Origin of the sequence: Ancylomarina euxina (assembly GCF_003863355.1) — a bacterium.
Lineage (GTDB): Bacteria > Bacteroidota > Bacteroidia > Bacteroidales > Marinifilaceae > Ancylomarina > Ancylomarina euxinus.
On the sequence record NZ_QQWG01000001.1, the window covers coordinates 360,584 to 382,768 of the forward strand.

General features: G+C 35.5%; 17 protein-coding genes and 3 tRNA genes. 12 read left to right on the forward strand and 8 right to left on the reverse strand.

The genetic code is table 11. From position 1 onward, the window contains the following. Positions 1 to 140: 140 nt before the first annotated feature. Together DWB61_RS01515 and DWB61_RS01520 are read right to left on the reverse strand one after the other, a co-directional pair. Positions 141 to 671: a hypothetical protein gene (locus DWB61_RS01515; protein WP_125029129.1), complete on the reverse strand. Its 531-nt coding sequence runs from the start codon at positions 669 to 671 to the stop codon at positions 141 to 143. Positions 672 to 682: 11 nt separating this feature from the next. Continuing rightward, the gene (locus tag DWB61_RS01520; RefSeq protein ID WP_125029130.1) at positions 683 to 2,026 is read right to left on the reverse strand and encodes a deoxyguanosinetriphosphate triphosphohydrolase; all 1,344 of its coding nucleotides are present in this window, start codon (positions 2,024 to 2,026) and stop codon (positions 683 to 685) included. A gap of 472 nt (positions 2,027 to 2,498) precedes the next feature. On the opposite strand from DWB61_RS01520, the gene DWB61_RS01525 reads away from it, so the two are divergent. The 8 genes from DWB61_RS01525 (at position 2,499) to efp (ending at position 10,976) form a co-directional block, all read left to right on the forward strand. Continuing rightward, positions 2,499 to 3,227: an ABC transporter ATP-binding protein gene (locus tag DWB61_RS01525; protein ID WP_125029131.1), complete on the forward strand. Its 729-nt coding sequence runs from the start codon at positions 2,499 to 2,501 to the stop codon at positions 3,225 to 3,227. A 25-nt stretch (positions 3,228 to 3,252) separates the two neighbouring features. Beyond that, complete coding sequence (locus DWB61_RS01530; protein WP_125029132.1) at positions 3,253 to 4,506, forward strand: ABC transporter permease; 1,254 nt, start codon at positions 3,253 to 3,255, stop codon at positions 4,504 to 4,506. An 83-nt stretch (positions 4,507 to 4,589) separates the two neighbouring features. Continuing rightward, on the forward strand, positions 4,590 to 5,837 hold the full coding sequence (locus tag DWB61_RS01535; RefSeq protein ID WP_125029133.1) for an ABC transporter permease: 1,248 nt from the start codon (positions 4,590 to 4,592) through the stop codon (positions 5,835 to 5,837). 36 nt (positions 5,838 to 5,873) lie between these two features. Then, positions 5,874 to 7,031, forward strand: coding sequence for an efflux RND transporter periplasmic adaptor subunit (locus DWB61_RS01540; RefSeq protein WP_125029134.1), 1,158 nt, complete (start codon positions 5,874 to 5,876; stop codon positions 7,029 to 7,031). 131 nt (positions 7,032 to 7,162) lie between these two features. Next, entirely contained in the window at positions 7,163 to 8,518 is a 1,356-nt protein-coding gene (locus DWB61_RS01545; protein ID WP_125029135.1) for a TolC family protein, read from the forward strand. A gap of 212 nt (positions 8,519 to 8,730) precedes the next feature. Then, positions 8,731 to 9,441, forward strand: a complete 711-nt coding sequence (gene tsaB, locus DWB61_RS01550; protein ID WP_125029136.1) for a tRNA (adenosine(37)-N6)-threonylcarbamoyltransferase complex dimerization subunit type 1 TsaB — start codon at positions 8,731 to 8,733, stop codon at positions 9,439 to 9,441. A 67-nt stretch (positions 9,442 to 9,508) separates the two neighbouring features. Further along, positions 9,509 to 10,270: a DUF3108 domain-containing protein gene (locus DWB61_RS01555; RefSeq protein ID WP_125029137.1), complete on the forward strand. Its 762-nt coding sequence runs from the start codon at positions 9,509 to 9,511 to the stop codon at positions 10,268 to 10,270. Positions 10,271 to 10,406: 136 nt separating this feature from the next. Continuing rightward, the gene (gene efp / locus DWB61_RS01560; RefSeq protein WP_125029138.1) at positions 10,407 to 10,976 is read left to right on the forward strand and encodes an elongation factor P; all 570 of its coding nucleotides are present in this window, start codon (positions 10,407 to 10,409) and stop codon (positions 10,974 to 10,976) included. Between the two features lie 57 nt (positions 10,977 to 11,033). On the opposite strand, the gene DWB61_RS01565 is transcribed toward efp, so the two are convergent. Beyond that, complete coding sequence (locus tag DWB61_RS01565; protein ID WP_125029139.1) at positions 11,034 to 11,942, reverse strand: TIGR01777 family oxidoreductase; 909 nt, start codon at positions 11,940 to 11,942, stop codon at positions 11,034 to 11,036. A gap of 114 nt (positions 11,943 to 12,056) precedes the next feature. Then, positions 12,057 to 13,076, reverse strand: coding sequence for a glycosyltransferase family 2 protein (locus DWB61_RS01570; RefSeq protein ID WP_125029140.1), 1,020 nt, complete (start codon positions 13,074 to 13,076; stop codon positions 12,057 to 12,059). A 213-nt stretch (positions 13,077 to 13,289) separates the two neighbouring features. On the opposite strand from DWB61_RS01570, the gene DWB61_RS01575 reads away from it, so the two are divergent. After that, positions 13,290 to 14,411, forward strand: a complete 1,122-nt coding sequence (locus DWB61_RS01575) for a DEAD/DEAH box helicase (protein ID WP_125029141.1) — start codon at positions 13,290 to 13,292, stop codon at positions 14,409 to 14,411. Between the two features lie 86 nt (positions 14,412 to 14,497). Here DWB61_RS01575 and DWB61_RS01580 read toward each other — a convergent pair whose 3' ends face one another. Both DWB61_RS01580 and DWB61_RS01585 read right to left on the reverse strand, forming a co-directional pair. Then, positions 14,498 to 15,790 (reverse strand): DEAD/DEAH box helicase, encoded by a 1,293-nt coding sequence (locus DWB61_RS01580; protein WP_125029142.1) that lies wholly within the window; start codon positions 15,788 to 15,790, stop codon positions 14,498 to 14,500. Between the two features lie 185 nt (positions 15,791 to 15,975). Then, on the reverse strand, positions 15,976 to 17,487 hold the full coding sequence (locus DWB61_RS01585) for an acyl-CoA dehydrogenase family protein (RefSeq protein ID WP_125029143.1): 1,512 nt from the start codon (positions 17,485 to 17,487) through the stop codon (positions 15,976 to 15,978). A 427-nt stretch (positions 17,488 to 17,914) separates the two neighbouring features. Between DWB61_RS01585 and DWB61_RS01590 the strand changes: the two genes are divergently transcribed. From DWB61_RS01590 to DWB61_RS01600, 3 genes are all read left to right on the forward strand, one after another. Then, positions 17,915 to 17,988, forward strand: a tRNA-Asn gene (locus DWB61_RS01590). Positions 17,989 to 18,034: 46 nt separating this feature from the next. Further along, positions 18,035 to 18,108 (forward strand) — tRNA-Asn (locus tag DWB61_RS01595). Positions 18,109 to 18,153: 45 nt separating this feature from the next. Next, a tRNA-Asn gene (locus tag DWB61_RS01600) sits at positions 18,154 to 18,227 on the forward strand. Between the two features lie 66 nt (positions 18,228 to 18,293). Here the strand turns inward: DWB61_RS01600 and DWB61_RS01605 are convergent. Together DWB61_RS01605 and DWB61_RS01610 are read right to left on the reverse strand one after the other, a co-directional pair. Then, positions 18,294 to 18,920, reverse strand: coding sequence for a GNAT family N-acetyltransferase (locus tag DWB61_RS01605; RefSeq protein WP_125029144.1), 627 nt, complete (start codon positions 18,918 to 18,920; stop codon positions 18,294 to 18,296). 174 nt (positions 18,921 to 19,094) lie between these two features. Next, positions 19,095 to 21,926, reverse strand: a complete 2,832-nt coding sequence (locus tag DWB61_RS01610) for a M16 family metallopeptidase (protein ID WP_125029145.1) — start codon at positions 21,924 to 21,926, stop codon at positions 19,095 to 19,097. Positions 21,927 to 22,185: the final 259 nt, after the last annotated feature.

The window sequence follows — 22,185 nt, forward strand, 5'->3', positions numbered from 1 at the left end:
ATTTATAGAATGGATTATATTTCGAATTTTGTTTTCAAAAAGACATCATTTGAAGATGTTAGTTTTGAAAGAACAAATTTACGGAATGATATGATTAAACAAATTGTGAAAAGCTATTTTTTTAAGAATGCTAAGTTGAACTATTCGAATTGGATAGAATTAAAGAAAATCTGCTTTTTATCAAGGAGTAATTGTTTCATCCTGGTAGGCCCCCCAATAGTAATCTGATAGATAAAATGCCCCCTAAAAAAGAATCGTTTGATATAGGTATATTCGTGTTTCCCAACCAGCATGGTGTAAATAATCTCTTTACCTAACATCCTTTGATAAGTCACACTTTGCTCCGAGACTAAAATCGCATCACTACTCAGTAAGCTACCTTCTTTCATCTGTCTGTAATATTCAGAAGGATCTGTATGATCAAAATCAACCTCAATACCCGAAAAATCAGATGCAACAATGCCATATATATTTGCTGCATCACGATGTGAGAAAACTTCGGATTTTATGCCATTAAGTTCTTGATTTCTGATATAAGGCGTCTCCGGGAGTTCAAAACTTATTTTCGAAGTCTCCGATTGGGTTCTTGTCCAATTAATCTGAGCTTGAATGGTAGAGCAAATGCTAAAAAGAACAAAAAAGATTAGGATTTTAGATTTTATATTTCTCATTACTATTATTTTTAGTAGGTGTCTGGAAGTTTAATACCCTTTATTGTTCTGTATAAATCGAGGGCAAATACATCGGTCATTCCTGAAACAAAATCCAAAACAGACATGATTTTTAAGTAGTCATCATTTCCTTTATGGCTGTACTGTTCGGGAATCAGTGATAAGAGTTTTTCTGAATAAAAGCTATTCGGATTAAGGGTAGCTTCTACAAAGTCTTTAAGTAAAGTTCCCAAAATTTTATACCCAGCTAATTCAATTTCAAGTACTGATCGATGTTTGTATATTTTTGAAACAGCAAGCTTGGTACATTTTTTATAAGCTAGTTTTGAACTTTCAGGAACTTCTTTGATAAGTGTCGATTTAAACTCACCGGCCATTATCTGATCTTCATTGTTAATAAAAACGGTGACACATTCCTTGATTAATTTCCCAATAACCCCGGCTCTTATATATGCAATCTGTTCATTGGTATCACTAACTTCTTCGCAAGTTTCGGCAATTCGGTCAATTGAATTGATATCTTCAGTTTTATCGTAGAAATTCAATAACAAATGTTTGGTTTCTTCTGTGCTTAGGATTTTTAGTTTGTGAGCATCTTCAATATCCATGATCTGATAGCAAATATCATCGGCAGCTTCAACTAGATATACAAGTGGGTGGCGTGCGAAAATACCTGGTTTCGTTTCTGGTATGCCAAGTTCTTTTGAAACTTTCAGATAGTTCCCTTTTTCAGTATTAAAAAAACCGTATTTCCGTTTTCCTACTTCTGGAATTTTATGGGCTTCCCATGGGTATTTGATTATAGATGCTATGCTGGAATATGTTAGAGCAAAACCACCTTTTCGTCTACCATTAAACGCATGAGTTAATAGGCGAAAAGCATTCGCATTTCCTTCAAAGTTGCAAAGATCTGCCCATTGTTCTTTCGAGAATTTTGCTTCAAGCTTTTTACCTTCACCATGAGTGAAATAATAGGATAGTGCCTCTTCTCCTGAATGCCCGAAGGGAGGATTACCTAAATCATGAGCCAGGCAGGCAGTTGCGACAATATTGCCTATTCCATCCAAGTAAGGGTTATTTTTATATTTCTGTGAATTGGATAATTTCTCAGTCAGTAGATTACCTAAAGAGCGTCCTACGCTTGAAACTTCCAGACTATGAGTTAGTCTATTGTGAACAAAAATACTGCCAGGTAGAGGAAATACTTGAGTTTTATTTTGAAGTCTTCTGAAAGGAGATGAGAAAATCAAACGATCGTAATCCCGTTGAAATTGAGATCTAATTTCGTGGTCGTTTATTGCTACACGATCTTCCTGACCGAAGCGCTTGGCAGATAATAGTTGGTTCCAGTTCATTTTATATTGTTGAATTTTGACTAAAATTCGTCATCATAAATCAGTTTGTGATTTAATCGAAGCTAAATTACACTAAATCCCCATGTTCTTTTAATCATTTAAGTTGAATTCACAGTTTTTTTAGAATTTAAACTTGTGTACATAAAATGTGTTCATTATCGGACGGTGACGTGTTAATATCGGACAAATTATTCAGATGATTTACTTGGGTGAAATAACTTATCTGTTTAGTTATTATTAGTTTGTGGTTGCTGGCACGACTATTGGACTTGTGGCACGTAAAATATGTATTTTAATCTATTTTAACGTAAATAGACGATATACTTAGTTAACTTTAGCATGACGTTCACCGAGTTAATCAGACGTTTATCTAAAATTATTTGATAATGACCCTTAAATCTTTAATATTAGATATCGAAATACTGACCAAATTTCGATTCGACCAGAGAAGCAATTAAAAATACTAACGATTATGATCCGATTAAAAAATATTCACAAGTCCTATATTACAGGTGCGAATAAGCTTCATGTTCTTAAAGGAATTGATTTGCATATCAAAGAAGGCGAATTGGTTTCTATTATGGGTTCTTCAGGCTCAGGTAAATCGACACTGCTAAACATATTAGGACTTCTTGACAATCACGATGAAGGAACTTATATTCTGAATAATCAGGAAATAAAAGCAATGAGTGAAACTAAGGCTGCAAAGCTTAGAAACAACCTATTAGGTTTTGTTTTTCAATCATTCAACCTGATTTCGTTTAAGAATGCCATGGAGAATGTGGCACTTCCATTATATTATCAGAAAGTAGCTCGTAAAAAACGTAATAAACTTGCTGTTGAATATCTCGATAAAATGGGATTGAAAGAGTGGGCTGAGCATATGCCAAACGAATTGTCGGGTGGACAGAAGCAGAGAGTCGCTATTTCAAGAGCAATGATTACCAATCCTAAAATTATTCTTGCCGATGAGCCTACTGGAGCTTTAGATTCTCAAACTTCGCTTGAAGTAATGGATTTGCTTAGAGAGATTAATAGAACTGGAATTACTGTGATAATTGTTACTCACGAAACAGATATTGCTGAGATGACTGATAGAGTGATCAACTTAAAAGATGGGATTATTGAATCTATCGTTGAACACAATCACGCATTGAATGAGGTCATTTCGATTATCAAAAAAGAAAAAATCACGGAGTAATTTACGAGAATTTTAATTTCAGACTATGTTTGATAGAGATAAATGGAACGAGATCTTCAGTACCATTCGAAAAAATAAAACCCGCACCTTTCTTACTGGATTTTCTGTCGCAACAGGGATTTTTATGCTGATTTTCCTTTTGGGAGCTGGTAGAGGTTTGCGTAATGGGATGAAAGATGTTTTCGCTCAGGATGCAACAAACAGTATGCAAATATATGGTGGACGAACCACCAAAGCATATAAAGGCACGCCTGAAGGTAAAAGGATTCAGATGAAGAATGCTGATTTGCTGAGTCTAAAGAAGTCCATAGAAAAGATGGATGCTATTTCAGCAATGAGTTATATTCCAGGTGCAGAGGTTATATCCTATAAAGATAATTTTGGAAATTTTAATGTTTCTCCAATTCACGATACGTATCAAGAGATTACGAATTTTGATATTCTAAAAGGGCGCTTTCTAAATAAGAAAGACATCAAAGGTTATCGAAAAGTTGTGATTATTCAGGATGAAGTAGAAAAAGTTTTGTTTCCCAAAGAAGCTGCTATAGGTAAATACATTAATATCAACAAGATTAAGTTTAAAGTGGTTGGGGTATTTTCTAAGAAGGATTTTGATGGGAATTCTCGTGATATTTATATTCCAATTACAGTAGCTCAGAAGATTTTTAATAACAACGATCATGTTCGAAGGATTTCTTTTACTCTTAATGACGTTTCTTTAGAGGAAAGTAAAGAGATAGAGAAGCAAATTACATATCAAATGGCTGCGAGGCATAATTTCAGCCGTGAAGATAAAAATGCCTTATGGATTCAGAATAGTATCGAACAATCTAAAGGATTTGCAGACTTGTTTAGTGGTATTGAAAAGTTTGTTTGGATCATTGGAGTTTTTACAATTCTACTGGGCGTCATTGGTGTCTTTAATATCATGATGATTGTTGTGAAAGAACGAACCAAAGAGATCGGTATTCGAAAAGCTATTGGAGCATCTCCAATTTCTGTTGTTTCGCTTGTTTTGATGGAAGCTATTTTTATTACGGCTGCTTCGGGCTATGTTGGTTTGATCGCCGGAGTCGGACTACTTGAAACGATTTCAAAATTTAATCTTATTGAAAAACTATATCCTCCAGCAGCAATTTATTTTTTAAATCCGCAAGTTGATATGGGAATAGCTATAGGTGCAACAATTGTTCTTGTAATAACAGGCGCTTTGGCAGGTTTTTTTCCTGCTCGTAGAGCTGCCTCTATTCGACCCATTGAAGCATTGAGGGATGAATAGTTTCTTTTTAAGTAAGTAATTGAAAGGAATCTTATCTCAAAGGTGTCAAAGAGATTCGATTCAAAATCAAAAAAAACAAAAGAATGTTCGATTTAGATAAATGGCAGGAAATTACTTCTGCTCTCAAAAAAAATAAATTAAGAACGGCTCTGACAGGCTCAGGTGTGATGTTTGGGATTCTGATCTTAGTCACTCTTTTGGGGCTTGGAATGGGGTTTCAGAATAAAATGAAATCGTCGCTGGGTAACTTAGCAACCAATTCCACTATTTTTTGGACTGAAAAAACGACCAAACCGTATAAAGGTTTGGCAAGAAATCGCAGATTTCAGTTCGATAATTCCGATTTGATTGCGATGAAACGATCTATTCCTGAGATTGAAGATGTTGCTCCTGAAATTAATGCCTGGAGTGGTGGAGATCCTTATAATACCTTCAGAAATGATAAGAAAGGAAATTTTAAAATCAAGGGGACTTCACCAGAGATGAATAAGGTCGTTCCAGTTGATGTTCTTACAGGACGTTTCATCAATGAAAATGACCTTATAGAAATGAGGAAAGTCATCACCATTGGACCTCGTGTCATAGAACTCATGTTCGAGGATGATGAAGAACCTATAGGACAGTACCTGAAAATAAATGGTATTTTCTTTCAAGTTGTTGGAACTGTTAAGCCTCTAAGCCGAAATATGGGCATGAGTGATGATATTGTTCAAATGCCATACACAACGCTTCAGAAAATCTATAACAGAGGAGAGAAGTTCAATGTTTTTATGGCAACAGCAAAAGTTGGCGAATCCGTTGAAGATATAGAAGATAAGATTATAAGCCTTTTGGCTCGTCGCCACAAAATAAGCCCTGATGATAAAGAAGCTTTTGGTCATTTTAACCTGGCTAAAATTTTCAATAAAATATTTGGCTTGTTTAATAGTATTGGCTTCCTGTTTTGGGTGATTGGTTTTGGCGTTTTAATTACCGGTATTATCGGCGTTAGTAATATAATGCATGTTGTTGTAAAGGAACGAACTCGAGAAATTGGCGTGAAACGTGCTCTTGGTGCCAGTCCTTTATCCATTATTAGTCAGATTGTTACTGAGGCTGTTTTTTTAACAACCTTCGCTGGCTTTTGGGGCTTGGTTATAGGCGTTCTGATTGTTGAAGGAGCTGGTAAAATGGCTGGAGATTCTAATGAAATGATTTTAAACCCATATGTCGACATAAAAGTCGCCTTTATCGCGCTTGGAGTTTTGGTTGTGTTTGGTTGTTTTGCCGGATTATTACCAGCACAAAAAGCGATGAGAATAAAACCCGTTGATGCTTTACGTTACGAATAAATAACACTTGATATAACACTTGAAATAACATTTGATATGAAAAAAGTTTTTAGAATTGTATTGATCGTATTTTTTATCTTCTTGTTTTTAGGAACCATTGCTTTCCTTTACAATAAGTCACAAGAGAAACCTGAGATTTATGATACAAAATCTCCAGAGATCACGGATATTATTAAGAAAACTGTTGCAACAGGATCTGTAATTCCTCGTAAAGAGATTCAGATTAAACCGCAAGGTGTATCTGGTATTGTTGAAACTCTATTTGTAGAGGCTGGACAAATGCTAAAAAAAGGTGATAAGATTGCCAAGATCAAGATTATTCCTGATATGATCAACCTGAATGCAGCGGAATCGAGAGTAGAAAGAGCTCAAATTAATTTTGAAGATGCTCAGATTAATTACAACCGTGATAAGTTACTTTATGAGAAAAAAGTGATTTCTGAAGCAGATTTCCAAAAGCCAAGTTTAGCTTTCCGTAGTGCACAAGAAGAGTTGAAATCAGCCAAAGATAACCTTCAGTTAATTAAGGAAGGTGTGACATCGAAATCTGGCGCTGCTACCAATACAATAATTCGTTCAACTATTGAAGGGATGATTCTTGATATACCTGTAAAAGAGGGTTACTCGGTTATTCAGAGTAATACTTTTAACGAAGGAACGACTATTGCTATTGTTGCTGATATGGGTGAGATGATTTTTCAGGGAAAAGTTGATGAGACTGAGGTTGGTAAAATAAAGCAAGGCATGAATCTTCAATTGACCATTGGTGCTATCGAAGACTATAAGTTTAATGCTCACCTGGAATATATTTCACCTAAAGGTGTTGCCGAAAATGGTGCTATTCAGTTTGAAATTAAAGCTTCTGTGGAATTAAGTAAGGAACACTTTATTCGTTCAGGTTATAGTGCTAATGCTGAAATTGTTCTTGAAAAAAGAGAGAAGGTATTAGCTGTAAATGAAAGCTTATTAGAGTTTAGTAACGATTCTAGTTTTATTAATATTGAGACAGAGCCTCAGGTTTTTGAAAAGCGATTTGTAAAGACAGGATTATCTGATGGAATCAATATCGAAATTCTTGATGGAGTAACGAAAGAAGATAAGATTAAAGGTGAGAAAATGTCTAAAATTGAGAGAATGAAAGAGATGAAGAGAAAGAAGGAGGAGGAAAAGAAAAATAAGAAAAAAGCTAATTAGTAAATACTTCTCGTCCAGAAAGCAAAAACTAAATATTATATGAAACGAGCCATTAGCAGGAATTTCCAATCCTAAGGGAATGACTATTGGGGCGACTTTCATGTGACAATGTAAAAACAAATTATAAACACATGAAAAATATATTCTTAATCGTTCTCTTATTCTCTTTATGCCTAGGTGTACAAGCTCAGGAAAAATGGGATTTAAAGAAATGTGTTGACTATGCCAAGGAGCATAATATAGCTTTACAATTAAAAAAGTTGGAAGCTGATGTACAAACTAATAATACAAAACAGTCAAAATTAAATCTTCTTCCTAGTTTGAATGGCAGAACAGATTATGGTTTTAATTATGGACGTACACTAAATAGTACAAATACCTATTCTGATCAAAATAATGAGAGTGGTTCGTTATCTATTTCATCTAATTTGACACTGTTTGATGGTTTTAAGAAAAGAAATGAACTTAAGCAGAATGAATTGGATCTACAAGCAACACTTGAGGATGTTGAGAAAGCAAAAGAGGATTTGGCCTTAAATATTACGTCTTATTATTTAGATATATTATTTAAGCAGGAGTTGTTGCAAGTAGCTAAGGACCAGTTGAAAGTTACGCAATTACAAATTGAACGAACCTCAGTTCTGGTTGACGCCGGAACTTTACCTAAAGGAACTTTAATGGAGCAGAAAGCTCAGGCAGCTCAGGAAGAATTAACTGTTGTGAATTCGCAAAATAATCTGGATTTGAGTTTACTAGATTTAGCTCAGTTGTTAGATTTAGAACAAACAGCAGATTTTAAAATTTCTATTCCGAAATTACCTGTTTTAAATGCGATTCAGTCTATGATTGATCCAGAATCTGTATTCGAAAATTCGCTAAAATCTCGCCCTGGTATTAAAGCTGCAAACCTAAGACTGGAGAGTTCTATGAAAGGTTTGAGTATTGCAAAAGGAGATCGTACGCCTTCTTTATCCATGTATGGTTTTTGGGGTTCAAATTATTCTAATGATTTTGCGGAATATGAGTTTTTAAATGGACAGCCTAATTTAGTCCGAAATGAGATGAAACTCTCAGATCAGTTGAGAAGTCGTGAACGAAAAGCATTTGGTTTTCAATTGGATATTCCAATTTTTAATGGAGGTGTTGTAAATAGAAATATTAGCAATGCGAAGATTAATATCGACCGTTCAAGATTGAATTTAGATAATACTAAGAATATCTTAAGAAAAGAAATTCAACAAGCTCATGCGAATGCCCTTGCTGCAATGAAAAAATATTTCTCAAGTGAAACGGCTGTTTCTTCTACTGAAGAGGCATTCCGTTATACCGAAGAGAAATTCAATTTAGGTTTAGTTAATTCGGTTGAGTACAATCAGGGCAAGAATAATCTTCTAAAAGCGAAATCAAATTTGCTACAAGCCAAGTACGAATACATTTTTAGAACAAAAATCATAGACTTCTACAATGGAGTCGAAATCAGTTTATAGTCAAGTTTTCAAGTAAGTTTAGTTACTCCGATTCGATGAATTTCGAATCGGAGTTTGTTTTTATTGGTAGCATCCGATGAACTAATGTAAAGGTTCTTTCTTATTCCCTTTTTATAGTTTAAATTTGCGAACATTAAGTGTATATAAATACTAATCGCCTTACAGAAAAAAAGGATGATTCTGTAATAGATTCATACGTAATTATCAAGACAATGGCTTTAATATTAAATATAGAAACATCGACTGCAGTTTGTTCTGTTTCATTAGGGAAAGATGGCGAGTTGCTTGCCTATAAAGAGAATAAAGAAGGAATGAATCATGCGACTCATCTAACCGTATTTATCGATAGTATTCTAAAAGAAAATCAGCTTAAGCCTGTTGATCTTGATGCAATTGCCGTAAGTATGGGACCTGGTTCTTATACAGGTTTACGTATTGGTGTTTCTACTGCAAAAGGGATTTGTTATGGCAGTAATCGCCCTCTGATCGCTATCAGTACTTTACAAGCAATGACTGCTCCTTTGTTGAAAAACGAAGCCGTTATTTCCCAATTAGGAGATCCTGAGTCCAGTATTTTTTGTCCGATGATTGATGCGAGAAGAATGGAAGTCTATACGGCATTTTTTTCCTATAAAAATGAAGAAATTCGTGAGACCACAGCCGAAATTATAGATGGGGAATCCTTTGCTTCAGACCTAGATAAAAGTGAAATCGTGTTCTTTGGCGATGGTTCTGCTAAATGCCAATCAAGTCTGCAAAGTCAGAATGCAATATTTGTAAGTGATATTACGCCAACGGCTTTAGGAATGATTCAATTATCTGAAGCAAAATTCAACGATGGGGCGTTTGAAGATGTTGCTTACTTCGAACCATTTTATTTAAAAGACTTTGTCGCAACAACTCCAAAGAAAAATATCTTTTAAAAGCATTCGTTTTTTTGTATTGAAATCGCGATATTGAATGACTTAATATTCTTTAAAGCGTGAGCTGATGCGAAATAGATACTTCTTAGTTTTATTTACTCTTTTATTTTCTTTTTCAGCTTTTGCTGAGGGAGGAACCATACTTAAGAAAAAAACAGAACATCTTAAGTATGTTATCCATTATGGATTTATTAGAGGAGGAAAGGCGAGTTTGAAGCTTAAATCTGAACGTTATAAAGGACAGGATGTCCATCATCTGATTTTGAGTGGACATACGACTGGGCTTACAAATTCGTTATTTGGGGTAAAAAATACTTACGAGAGTTTTGTTGATAGGGAAAGCTTATTGCCTATAAAGGCGATTAGAGACATTAAAGAAGGTAACTATAAACGCTATAACGAGCTCATTTTTGATAGGGAAAATAATAAGGTTTATAGTAAAAGATCAGGAGAGCATGACGTTGTAGAAGGGGTGCATGATATATTATCAGCTTTTTATTTTGCAAGAATGAAGTTGTTTAATTCAGATTTAGTTGAAGGTCAGGACTTAAAGATAGATACTTACTTTTCAGACGAACCTTTTCTGTTGCAGTTCAAATTCATGGGCTACGAAACAATCAATAGTAAAATAGGAAAGATTAAGTGTTATAAGTTTATTCCTGTAGTCGAAACTGGAAGAGCCTTCAAAAATAAAGATGATATGCATATTTGGATTTCAGCCGATGAGAATAAGGTTCCTGTTCGAGTTCAGTTTGATTTGTTTATAGGTTCTTTGCGTTGTGATCTTGTTAATTTCCCTCATACAACAGTTGATCCTGGCGATCTTTAACTTTTTATCAGTTAGAAAATAAAATGGGTTTGATACAAAACGCACAATATCTGTATAATATTTCTCAAAGAGGATACTTTCCCTTACTTTTGCGATGAAAATCTATAAGGATAATTTTTAATTAATATATAACAACATGGCAAGTACTGCAGATTTTAAGAATGGTATGTGTATCCATTTTAAGACTGGTTTATATACGATTGTTCAATTCCAGCATGTTAAGCCTGGTAAAGGTCCAGCTTTTGTAAGAACCAAATTGAGAAATGTAAAAACAGGTAAGATGATTGATAATACTTTCACTGCTGGTTTAAAAATCGATGTTGCTCGTATTGAACGTCGTCCTTATCAATTCCTTTATAAGGATGATATGGGATACAATTTAATGCATACTGAGACTTACGAGCAGATTGTTTTGGAAGAAGAGTTATTTAATGCTCCTGATCTTTTGAAAGAAGGTGATAGTGTTGAAGCGGTTATTCATGCTGATACAGAAACCCCACTTTACGTTGAATTACCAACTCACGTAGTTATGGAAGTGACCTACACGGAGCCTGGTCTTCGTGGTGATACAACTTCAACCAATTCGTTGAAGGCTGCTACTGTTGAAACCGGAGCGACTATTATGGTGCCTCTATTTATCAACACGGGTGATGTGATTAAGATTGATACACGTAATAAGGAATATGTTGAGCGTGTGAAGCAATAAGCTATTTCAAGCTAAATTTTTTGAGAGGCTATTTCATTTATTTGAAATAGCCTCTTTTTAGTTTAATAGATTTCTTAAGGCTGAATTCAGCTTTGAAAACTTAAAAATAAATCCATTCTTGATGAGTTTATTTGCAGATACACGACTCCCTTTTATTAGAATAACCGACATTTCGCCCAATACTAGCTTTAATAGAAATGCGGGAATATTGGGAAAGAAGAAGGGCTTGTTCAGCGTTTTAGCTAAAGTCTGTGTAAAGCTTTTGTTAGTCTGAAAGTCGGGCGCTACAGCGTTAAAGGCACCTTCTATCGAAATGTTTTCGATGGCTCTGATGTAAAGCTCGCAAAGATCGTCTATATGTATCCATGGCAAGTATTGTTTACCATTACCCATAGATGAGGCAAAGCCCATTTTTACAGGAATGAGCATCTTTGATAGAGCTCCTCCTTTTTCTTTATTTAATACCAAGCCAGTTCTTAGAATAGATGTTCTAATTCCTAATGTTTCAAATTGCCTTGCGGCTTGTTCCCAAACTAAGCACGTTTGACCGAGAAAATCATTTGCAGCATGATTATCTTCAGTAAATATTGTGTCAGAAGTGATGGATCCGTAATACCCAATGGCTGATGCTGAAATAAAGGCCTTCAGTTCTTTTTTCTGTTTTTTGACTTCGTTAAAAATGAGATTGGCAGATTGAACACGACTGTCAAGAATAAGTTTCTTCCTAGAAACGGTCCATCTCTTTTCAGCTATATTAGCACCTGCTAAATGAATGATATAGTCGGATGAGCTTATGGCTTCAGGATCGATTTGATTATTTGTTGGATCCCAAAGATATGTTTTGAGCTTCTTACTTTTATTTATACTTCGACTCAAAATAGCAACATGATAGCCTTTCATTCTCAGTTTCTCACAAAGAACTTTACCCACAACACCTGATCCGCCACTGATTAATACCTGAGCCATATTTTAGAAATTTTAGGAGATTATTTCCTAAATTAATAAAAAAGGACGACACTAATAGTTTAGACGTGAAATCAAGAAAAATCCCAAACCGAATGGCTTGGGATTGATATGAGTTTATTGTTTTTTAGGACGTTTCGATTTGTCGAAGAAGAAATTGTCGAATACGATACGTTCTTCTTTCTTAAGTAACAGAATTAGGATTGTACTTTTTAGAAAGCCATATCCATAGCTAAAGAGTTGAATAAAACTGGCTAAAATGGCTAGTAAGGAAATGGATAAACTCTTTGTTTTAATCAATGATTCCATAAACAGAATGATTGCTATAAGAGCTAAAGGACTTAAGAATATTGGATTAATAGCAATAGAGAGCACTATCAATAATAAACTAAATAGTAGAAATAGTGTTGGGAAAGTGTAGGTCAATTTAAACTTATCAGGATACCATTTAATCAACACCGGACGCATTACTCCAAACTTATAGACTTGTTTTATGAATTTTGAGAAATCAATTCTCCTTTTATGAAAAACATAGGCATCTTCAATCAATCCCACTCGGAATCCGGCATTCATTATACGATAACTCAAATCAGGATCCTCGCCAGGGGTTACATCGGTATAGCCACCTACTTTTTTATAAACGGCTTGGCTAATCCCCATATTAAAACTACGAGGTTGGTATTGATCGAGTTTATTCTTTTTACCTCTTACCCCACCAGTTGTAATGATTGAGGTCATAGCATAGTTTATGGCTTTTTGAACCTTACTGAAGGATTCATGAGCACTATCTGGTCCTCCAAAAGCATCGAGAGGAGTTTGGGCTAAATGTTTTTCTACCTCTTCGAAATACTGAGGCGGTATAATACAATCGGAATCGAAGAAAATTAAATAGTCTCCTGTGGCCATGCTCATACCCACATTACGACTATCTCCAGGACCTGAATTTGCTTTGAAATGATATTTAATATCAAGATTATTGGCATAATTCTTAATAATAGTAGAACAATCTTCCGAAGAACCATCTTCAATTATAATGATATCGAAATTCTTAAAAGACTGTTTGGCTAAACTTTCTAATAATTCTTCAGCTTCATTAGGTCTGTTATAAATGGGAACAATGACTGAATATTTGGGCATGCTAATTCGATTATAGTGTTGAAATATGGAGGATTTCTAGTGTATTTCCCTCATTATTATATTTTCAACCCAAACTTAGCAAATATGAAGGGTTTTATTGGGGTTGATTGCATTAAAAAATAGAAACTCTTCTGGCTAATGTCCATTGCTTTATTCATTTGCTTCCATTTATTTAATAAGTATCTTTGTGCCCAAACTAAATAAATATCTGTTTTGGAGAATTTTAAAGAACTTGGAGTAAGAAAAGACTTTCTTAAGGGGTTGGACGATATGAATATTGTGAAGCCTACCGAAATACAAAGTAGAGTAATTCCAATATTACTAAGTGGAGATGCTGATCTTATTGGTCAGGCTCAGACAGGAACAGGAAAGACTGCAGCTTTTGGTTTGCCTATGCTTCACCGTATCAATACACACCATAAAGTTGTGCAAGGCTTAATCTTGTGTCCTACCAGAGAATTGGGACAACAAATTGCTAAGCAGCTCTTCAAATTTACAAAGTTTTCGGAGCAAATATTTACAGAAGCAGTATATGGAGGAGCGCCTATCGATAAGCAAATTGCTGCCTTGCGACGTCCTACTCATATTATTGTTGCGACTCCTGGCCGCTTGATCGATCTGGTAAAGAAAAAAGCAGTGGATTTAAGTCATGTATGTACCGTAGTTTTAGATGAGGCAGATGAGATGTTGAGTATGGGTTTCAAGAAGGAACTTGATGAGATCCTGACTTACACAGCTTCTGCTCAAAATAAATGGTTGTTTTCTGCAACGATGCCTCAGGGAATAAGACAGATGGTGAATCAGCATTTGGCAAGTAATGCTCACAGAATTGAAGTCAGTGGTAAAAATGTTGTGAATAAGAATATTGAGCATAAATTCTTGGTTTGTGATGAGAAAGAGAAACTAAATATTCTACTTCAATTTTTAAGCTCACAAAGTGGTAATAGAGGCTTGATTTTCTGTAAAACAAAAGTTGCAACGCAAACTTTAGCCAAGCAGCTTATTGCCAGAAATATTCCTGCTGATGGCCTACATGGTGATCTTTTACAAAAGGAGCGTGATAAGGTAATGCGAGCATTTAAGAATGGTAGTTTGCAAATGATTGTAGCGACTGACTTAGCAGCTCGTGGGATAGACGTAGAGGGACTTTCTTATGTGGTGCATTATCAACTACCGGATAAGGAAGAATACTACACACACCGAAGCGGTAGAACCGCTCGTGCAGGTAAGGAAGGACTTTCTCTATCTTTAGTAACAACTAAGGAATTGAAGAGTATCAGGTATTTTCAAAAAGCATTAAATATTAGTTTTAAGCAAATCAGACAAACAAAATAGTTTTAGGTTCAACCTAAATCAGATATAAAAAAAACTCATGATTTTAGAATCATGAGTTTTTTTGTGCTGTATGAGTTGTGAAAACTCTAGTCTCTTCTTTTGGTAAAAGGCTTACGTCTTCTATCTGTTTTGTGTTTGTTTTCAGGATCAACTTTCTTCTTTGAATCTGACCTGTCATCAGTACGACGAGGTTTATGAGATCTCTGAGGTCTTTGGGGTTTCTCAACAGGCTCGTTATCGCCAGAATTTAAAAATGGATGTTCTTCGATAACTGTAATTTGTTGAGCAATTAACTTTTGAATATCCTTCAAATAGGCTCTTTCTTCAATGTCGCAGAATGATATAGCGATACCACTTGCCGCAGCTCTACCTGTACGTCCAATTCGATGCACATATGTTTCAGCAATATTTGGCAAGTCGAAGTTGACAACCAAAGCTAAATCTGAAACATCGATGCCACGTGCAGCAATATCAGTAGCAACAAGTACATTAGTTTTGCCTTCTTTAAAATTAAGCAAGGCATTTTGTCTTTGATTCTGAGACTTGTTTCCATGAATAGCTTCAGAGTGAATATCGACCTTCTTTAAGAACTTGGTGATTTTATCAGCACCATGTTTTGTTCTTGTAAAGATAAGAGTTGATTGAACCGCGTTACGAGTTAAAAGATGAATCAATAACTTTGGTTTATTCTTCTTACTTACGTAGTATAAGGCTTGTTCAACACGTTCTGCTGTTGTTTTCTTTGGCTCAATAGTAACCTTCTCAGGATTACCCAGAATCTTTTGAGATAATTTCACAATAGCAGGAGGCATAGTTGCCGAAAAGAAAAGTGATTGTCTTTTGGTCGGTAACTTGGCTACAATTTTACGAATATCGTTAACAAAGCCCATGTCCAGCATGTGGTCAGCTTCATCAAGAACAGAATATCTCACATCCTTTAATGAGATGTAACCTTGATCCATTAAGTCTAAAAGTCGACCTGGAGTTGCAACCAGAATATCAACACCTCTGCGGAGTGCTTGTGTTTGTGGTCCCTGTTTTACCCCACCAAAAATTACGGTGTTTACAATGCCAGTATGTTTACCATATTCGCTAAAACTATCACCAATTTGAATAGCCAGTTCTCTTGTGGGTGTTACGATTAGGGCCTTAATTTTACGTTGACCGGTATTCTTAATTTGGTCATTGTAAATGTGTTGAAGAATTGGAATAGCAAATGCTGCTGTTTTTCCAGTTCCCGTTTGTGCACAACCTAATAGGTCCTTTCTTTTAAGAAGGATTGGAATAGATTGTTCTTGAATAGGTGAGGGATATGTATAACCTTTGGCCTCTAGAGCTTCCAGGATAGGATCAATAATTCCTAAGTCTTTGAATGTCATGTATGATTTATAAAAGCGACAAAGATAGGGTAATAGTTTGAAATTCTGTGCTTTTGCGAATAAATGCGTATAATTATTTGAACTTCAGGTAAATCCTCACCCCTTTTTCATCTTACAAAAATCCCACTTCCTCATAAGAAAGAAGGGGATACTATTGCTATTAATAATTCAGTTGTCACTTACTGTTAGGAAAATGAAAGCCATGAGCTTTGATCCTTATACTCTTCAGTAGGTGATACATTAGTTTGAAATTTATATGAACTAACCAGCATCGAAATTTCATGTTTGATGGTTTCTAAACTGTCGTTAATTAAATCAGATCTAAAGCCTTTTGCCCCCAATTGAACGACATGATCGGCAGCGACTACCTTACTAATGATTTTACCTAGATCAACAATTTTTCTTTGTGGTGTTTTAGTATCTAAGTTGAAATCAACCAAATTTTTGAAATAATCTGAGACATTTTTGGTCAGTTCATGATTCTTGAAGAAATCTGAAAGATTCATATTCTTCTTTTTTGTCATGATTTTCATCACCATCTCAGAAAGTTGCGTGTAAAGCATATCGTTTGAGCCTTCAAAAATCTGAAAAGGGCGAGAGTCAATAATGGCTCTTGAACCTATACTTTCAGCCTTGTAGCCATTAGCTCCACTCAATTGAGTTAGTGTTTGTGCAGCTTCTTGCATCATATCTGTAATATATGCCTTCATGCTGTTGGCTTCAATAGCGGCCGTTGCTAAGTTATTCTCTATGCCACTAATTAGCGAACTTCTAGAACACATAGCAGAACAAATAGTAAAAGCAGATTGAATTCTTCCAATTTGATGACGTACTTGATCCAAATTAATTAATGGCTTGCCACCAACAATTCTATTGGAACAGTGTTTGATTGATTCGTCAAGCATGCGGCGAATAAAGCCCATTCCCATGCCGGGGAATTGTAAACGGCTACGGTGCAAGAGGTCCATCATCAATTTTAAACCAGTTGTTTCGGGCTCTAGTTTATACTGCTCAGGAACCTGTATATCTATTGAGTTCTTGCCATATGGAATAGGGTATAGGCCTAAGTTATTGTAATATTCTTCAACCTTAATAACTTGTTGGGGCTGTTGAACGTCACAAATAAAAAAGTCAATATCCCGACCTAGTTTCCCATTCTGATCTTGAGGGCGTGAGGTCATTAGCCAGTAATCGGCCATACCTGTAAGTCCTTGCCAATGCTTGGTTCCTTTTATGTGGTAGGATTCACCTATTTTGACATTTGAAGTCTGCATACCTAATGCATCACTACCAAAATCGGGTTCAGTAATCATTAAACCACCCATGTTCTGCTGAGTAAGGAAACGGTCAAAAATGCCTTTTTTTACATTTTCTTGTGCGTACTTTGCAACAGGCTCCAGGAATAAAGCAATATTAATACCAAAGGTTAAGGCTAATGGAAGCGATTCGTAGGAAGCCGTGTCCAAAATGCCCAAGCATTCTTTCACTTTAGCTCCACGACCACCATATTCTTTAGGAATAGCTACCGATAAAGGGTTCTTTGCCATGATATCTCTTAGTACCAGTGCTGGAAATCCTCTTTTCTGGATAAACTTTGCGATATCATCTTTCTCGTAAAAAGCACTTTGTATCGTCTTTTTAATAGCGCTCAGGAACTCTGAAAAAGGAAGATGTTCCGCGATATTAGAACTTATCATCTATTATTTATTTTAAATTAGTACAAATAAGAATAGTTGTAGTGCAAAGCTAAGATTAAATAATAGATAAAGACATGTAAGTCTGATTATTTGCTATTCAATTATTTTCCCGTGAAATAATTAAATTTGACAAGCTCATAAAATGATCTTTCTTTTAAGAAATAGTTGTTGTTTCATTAAGATGTATTTAAGGCTTGACTGTACCTATTTTCAATGTCATTCGAAAAAATGATATTTGTTTGAATGTTTTTTTTGAGCATATCTTCCTGATAAAAAGCAATTTTGATTTGTTGGGAAAAAAAATATTCGTTTTTTTGAAAAAAATAAGGGGAGACTCTTGTATAATTGGGGAAAAGCGCTTAGTTTTGCATCGCAAATTTAGTCAATAAAGCGTGTCTTTATAAACAAGAAAAATTTGTAAATAAATTCCTTTTTAGCTCAGTTGGTTAGAGCATCTGACTGTTAATCAGAGGGTCCCTGGTTCGAGTCCAGGAAAGGGAGCAAAAACCGATACTGTGAGGTTTTTAAAAATAAATATCAGTTGTATTCCTTTTTAGCTCAGTTGGTTAGAGCATCTGACTGTTAATCAGAGGGTCCCTGGTTCGAGTCCAGGAAAGGGAGCAAAAACCGATACTGTGAGGTTTTAAAAAAGAACATCAGTTATATTCCTTTTTAGCTCAGTTGGTTAGAGCATCTGACTGTTAATCAGAGGGTCCCTGGTTCGAGTCCAGGAAAGGGAGCAGAAGCCGTTCGATTTTTTCGAGCGGCTTTTTATATTATACTGTTTTTCCAAATTAATCTTAAAGTCAATCAATAGAACATTGTTCAGGTATCTCTGATAAGATTTGTTGTAAAAGCAGATCTGATTCTGGTACGCGATATAATTCTGTAAAAATAGAAAGAATCATTTGCGTTATTTCTTGATGTTTATAGGATTCTATTTTTTGTGGTGTATTTACCATTAATATGACCTCAGTAGTTTCTGTTCCGTTGAGCGAGGGTACGTAGCTTTTAAGTCCTTGAATTTGTTTGAATTTATTTCTGATATAGAATTTCATTCTTTGCTGACGCTGAGTGGTGTTGCTTCCTAATAAGGGGTTTTCTAACTCAGCCACCAATGCTTGTTTTTGCACACCTACAATCTCAACTAAGTGTTTTAAAAAGTTGGTGCCCAAACCACTTCCTTGATAACTTTGTCGTACGGCAAAATACTCTAAGAGGGTAAAAGTCGAATTCGATAGATTCCATAAAATAGCCATGGCTAACACGTTCCCATTCTCTTTAGCTACTATGAATTGTCCTTGAGGGGATACAATTCTGCCTAGTAAGCTTTCGGTGCTTTGTTGTTCTTCGGGAGGGAAAGCTTCATGGTAGATTGATAGAGCCTCATTGAAATCAGGATCATTGCTTTCGGATAGTATTTTGTATATCATCACTTTTTTTTTGTAAATGTAGCAAAGAAGTCTGCAGTTTTCAACGATTGATAATATGCTAGAGCAGAAAGGAAGACTGTTATTTCATGTTTTTGGATAAGATAAAAAAGGGTAAAAAAAAGAGAGTATTCAAATCTTGAATACTCTCTTTTTTTAGAATTTCACTATCGTGATTTAGATTTCCTTTTCTTTAGGAGACATAACAACCTCCGTCTTTGTTGGTTTTGCAAAATACTTCTTGGCAAATTTCTCAAGCTTTTCTTTACTAATAGAATTGATCAGCTTATCGTAAGCTTCAGGGGTTAACATATCTTTATTATAGATATAGTGTGCATTAATTGCATTAACCCAGTAAGTGTTTTTGCGAAGATTTTCTTGACGTTCTTTAATGAAGTTTTTCTTTACTTCGTTTAGATCATCTTCCTTAATGCCTTTAGTGAAAAGCGATTGGATTTCATCGTAAACAATAGCTTTTAATTTATCGGCTTTAGCGGGATCTGTATCAAATTGGATTGATATATTGTATTCTTCACGAGGAAGTTTTTCAACGTTTGCCCAAACGCCTACACCATACGATCCGCCTTCTTCTTCTCTAATTACATCTAAGTAGCGTTTGCTAAGTAATTTAGAGATCATATCCATCATGATTGAATTATCTGTCGAGTATTTAATGTCACCATGGAGATCGATTCTGATACTAGTCTTAGGTGTTTCCATTTCTCTGGTAAAATGGTTGTAGGTATCCTTCTTAGGGAAGTTAACTCCATTATCTTTCCAGCTCTCTTTTCTATCGATATCCTTAATGCTACCTAAATAAGTTTCAATCATAGGTCTTGCTTTTGCAGCATCTATATTTCCAACAAAAATGAAAGTAAAGTCACTTGCATCAACTAAACGCTCGTTGTACACACGTTTCATAGTCTCAAAGTCTAAGCTTTTGATCATGTCTGTGGTGAATAGAATAGTACGAGGATTGTGATCTGTTATCGTCATCGATACAGAATCGCGGAATGCTTTGTTTACATCAGTTCCCATATTAGCCACAAAAGCCATATAACGTCCTTTTAAGGCATCGAATGCTTCCTTATCGAAGCGAGGCTTCTCAAAATATAAATGAGCAAGTTTCAATAAGGTCTCAAAGTCTTGGATTGAAGAATTACCACTTAATCCTTCTGTAAGTTCACCGATGTAAGACGTTACTCTAACTTCCTTACCTGTAAGAAGTTTCTTTAAACTAGTTTGATCGAAATTACCAAGGCCAAAGTTTGATATAAAGCCACTAGTCAGTTCAGCTGAAGCTAATTCGTTTGTATTATAAAGTGACTTGCCACCTTTACTAAAGGCTTGGAATACGATTTGGTTTTCCATAAAGTCAGTTGTTTTAACAATGACTTTGATTCCGTTGGCTAGTGTCCATTTAGTTGCACCATACTCATTCATTTCAGTTTCTTCCACAACCTTACCCGCTTTTGGAATTTCTGCGATTAATGGCTCAGTAATAACCTTGTCAACATATGGCTCAAGTTTCATTTGCTTCACTTTTGCAACTACAGCAAGAAGGTCTTCTTTAGTAGGAAGCTTCACACTTTCTTTTTCAGGAGCAGTAAGTGTAATAACAACATTTTCATCAGTAATCCATGTTTTAGCAATAGCATTAACTTCCTCAGCAGTGATTCCAGGGAATAATTTTTTCATCGCTTCGAATTCAAACTCAACACCTGGAGCAGGTTCATTGCTTAGAAAGTTTCTTTGGTACTCTCTAGCCAAGCGGTCGTTGTTTTGCTTGTTTCTTTCTTTGTACTGCTTTTCCATTCTACTTAGCATGGCTTTCTTAGCTCTCTCTAATTCAGAGGCTGCAACACCGAATCTCTTGGCTCTTTCTGTTTCGCCTAGCATTGTTTCAATACCACCCAGAATGTTATCTTCTTTTAGAGTCACACTGTTATGGAAAACATTCATTTTTATTTCACGATTGTAATAGGCCGCAAAACCATTAATGAATGGAGCATTACCTTTTTGTAAGAGCTCGTTGTAACGATTTCTTAAGATGCTTGAGTGAAGATCTGAAATAAGCAGCTCGCGATAGTATGACATATTTTTTTCCGCAAAAGGAGTTGCTGCATGCTTGTAGATAATATCGAAATTGATGCTACTTGCTTCAGGGTCTGTGATGATACCTACGATCGGTTCCTTATTCGTTGGAACTTCAAAATATTGACGTGTTTTTGGATTTTCAACAGCAGGAATGTGAGCAAACATTTTTTGAATTTTTGCTTCAATCTCTGTTGCATCAAAATCACCTACAACAACAATGGCTTGCAGGTCGGTGCGGTACCAGTCATGGTAAAAATCACGAATCACTTTGTGATCAAAGTTGTCGATCACTTCTAAGTCACCAATTACATCACGCTCTGCGTATTTCGAGCCTTTATAAATCAACTTATTTTTTTCAAGTCTCACACGACTGCTACCTGAGCGTCGAGTTCTCCATTCTTCGTGAATAACGCCACGCTCGTCGTTAATTTCCTTGCCTTCTAAGCTTAAGTAGTTCGACCAATCGTGAAGAACGAGTAGTGCAGAGTCTAAAAGATTAGCATTTGTTGTAGGTACATTGCTAAGGTTGTAAACGGTTTCATCTGTACTGGTATATGCATTAATGTTTCTTCCAAAAGCGACACCGTACTTTTCAAGATAATTAAGAACCCCTTTGCCAGGGAAGTTTTTTGTTCCGTTAAAGGCCATATGCTCCAGGAAGTGAGCCAGACCATTTTGTTCGTCGTTTTCGAGGATTGCACCTACATTCTGAACAATGTAAAAGCTAGCCCGCTCTTTGGGTTCTTCGTTGTGGCGAACGTAGTACGTTAAACCGTTTGCTAATTTCCCAGTTCTGACGTTGGGATCCATAGGGATTTTTCCGTCTAAGGCTGGTGCTTTTTGTGCTGATAGCATACTTGTGCTTGTCAGTATTAATGCACTACCTAGGCAAATTTTACCAATTAAATTCATAATTATTCGTTATTTTTTTGAGTTAGTTGCATTCGATTAAAAACATAATCGAAATACGTATCCAAGATAATTAAATAATAATATGTTATTAACTGTGTCTTGTATTGTTAAGTTATTTTAACAATTGTAAAGTCTTTGATTAAACTTAAGTGTTGTATTACTATTTGTTGTGTCTTATGCGTGGGACTCATTTTTGATGGCTTTGTTGTGATTTTGTGTATCTAAATAGATATTGTTTTAAAGGTGTTGGTATTTGCCT

Excerpts from the sequence above, each read along its gene's own strand:
- tsaB (WP_125029136.1), top strand. The coding sequence starts at position 8,731 with ATGGCTTTAATATTAAATATAGAAACATCGACTGCAGTTTGTTCTGTT.
- DWB61_RS01580 (WP_125029142.1), bottom strand. The coding sequence starts at position 15,790 with ATGACATTCAAAGACTTAGGAATTATTGATCCTATCCTGGAAGCTCTA.
- DWB61_RS01605 (WP_125029144.1), bottom strand. The coding sequence starts at position 18,920 with ATGATATACAAAATACTATCCGAAAGCAATGATCCTGATTTCAATGAG.
- DWB61_RS01530 (WP_125029132.1), top strand. The coding sequence starts at position 3,253 with ATGTTTGATAGAGATAAATGGAACGAGATCTTCAGTACCATTCGAAAA.
- DWB61_RS01515 (WP_125029129.1), bottom strand. The coding sequence starts at position 671 with ATGAGAAATATAAAATCTAAAATCCTAATCTTTTTTGTTCTTTTTAGC.
- DWB61_RS01545 (WP_125029135.1), top strand. The coding sequence starts at position 7,163 with ATGAAAAATATATTCTTAATCGTTCTCTTATTCTCTTTATGCCTAGGT.
- DWB61_RS01570 (WP_125029140.1), bottom strand. The coding sequence starts at position 13,076 with ATGCCCAAATATTCAGTCATTGTTCCCATTTATAACAGACCTAATGAA.
- efp (WP_125029138.1), top strand. The coding sequence starts at position 10,407 with ATGGCAAGTACTGCAGATTTTAAGAATGGTATGTGTATCCATTTTAAG.
- DWB61_RS01535 (WP_125029133.1), top strand. The coding sequence starts at position 4,590 with ATGTTCGATTTAGATAAATGGCAGGAAATTACTTCTGCTCTCAAAAAA.
- DWB61_RS01610 (WP_125029145.1), bottom strand. The coding sequence starts at position 21,926 with ATGAATTTAATTGGTAAAATTTGCCTAGGTAGTGCATTAATACTGACA.
- DWB61_RS01520 (WP_125029130.1), bottom strand. The coding sequence starts at position 2,026 with ATGAACTGGAACCAACTATTATCTGCCAAGCGCTTCGGTCAGGAAGAT.
- DWB61_RS01525 (WP_125029131.1), top strand. The coding sequence starts at position 2,499 with ATGATCCGATTAAAAAATATTCACAAGTCCTATATTACAGGTGCGAAT.
- DWB61_RS01585 (WP_125029143.1), bottom strand. The coding sequence starts at position 17,487 with ATGATAAGTTCTAATATCGCGGAACATCTTCCTTTTTCAGAGTTCCTG.
- DWB61_RS01540 (WP_125029134.1), top strand. The coding sequence starts at position 5,874 with ATGAAAAAAGTTTTTAGAATTGTATTGATCGTATTTTTTATCTTCTTG.
- DWB61_RS01565 (WP_125029139.1), bottom strand. The coding sequence starts at position 11,942 with ATGGCTCAGGTATTAATCAGTGGCGGATCAGGTGTTGTGGGTAAAGTT.
- DWB61_RS01555 (WP_125029137.1), top strand. The coding sequence starts at position 9,509 with ATGCGAAATAGATACTTCTTAGTTTTATTTACTCTTTTATTTTCTTTT.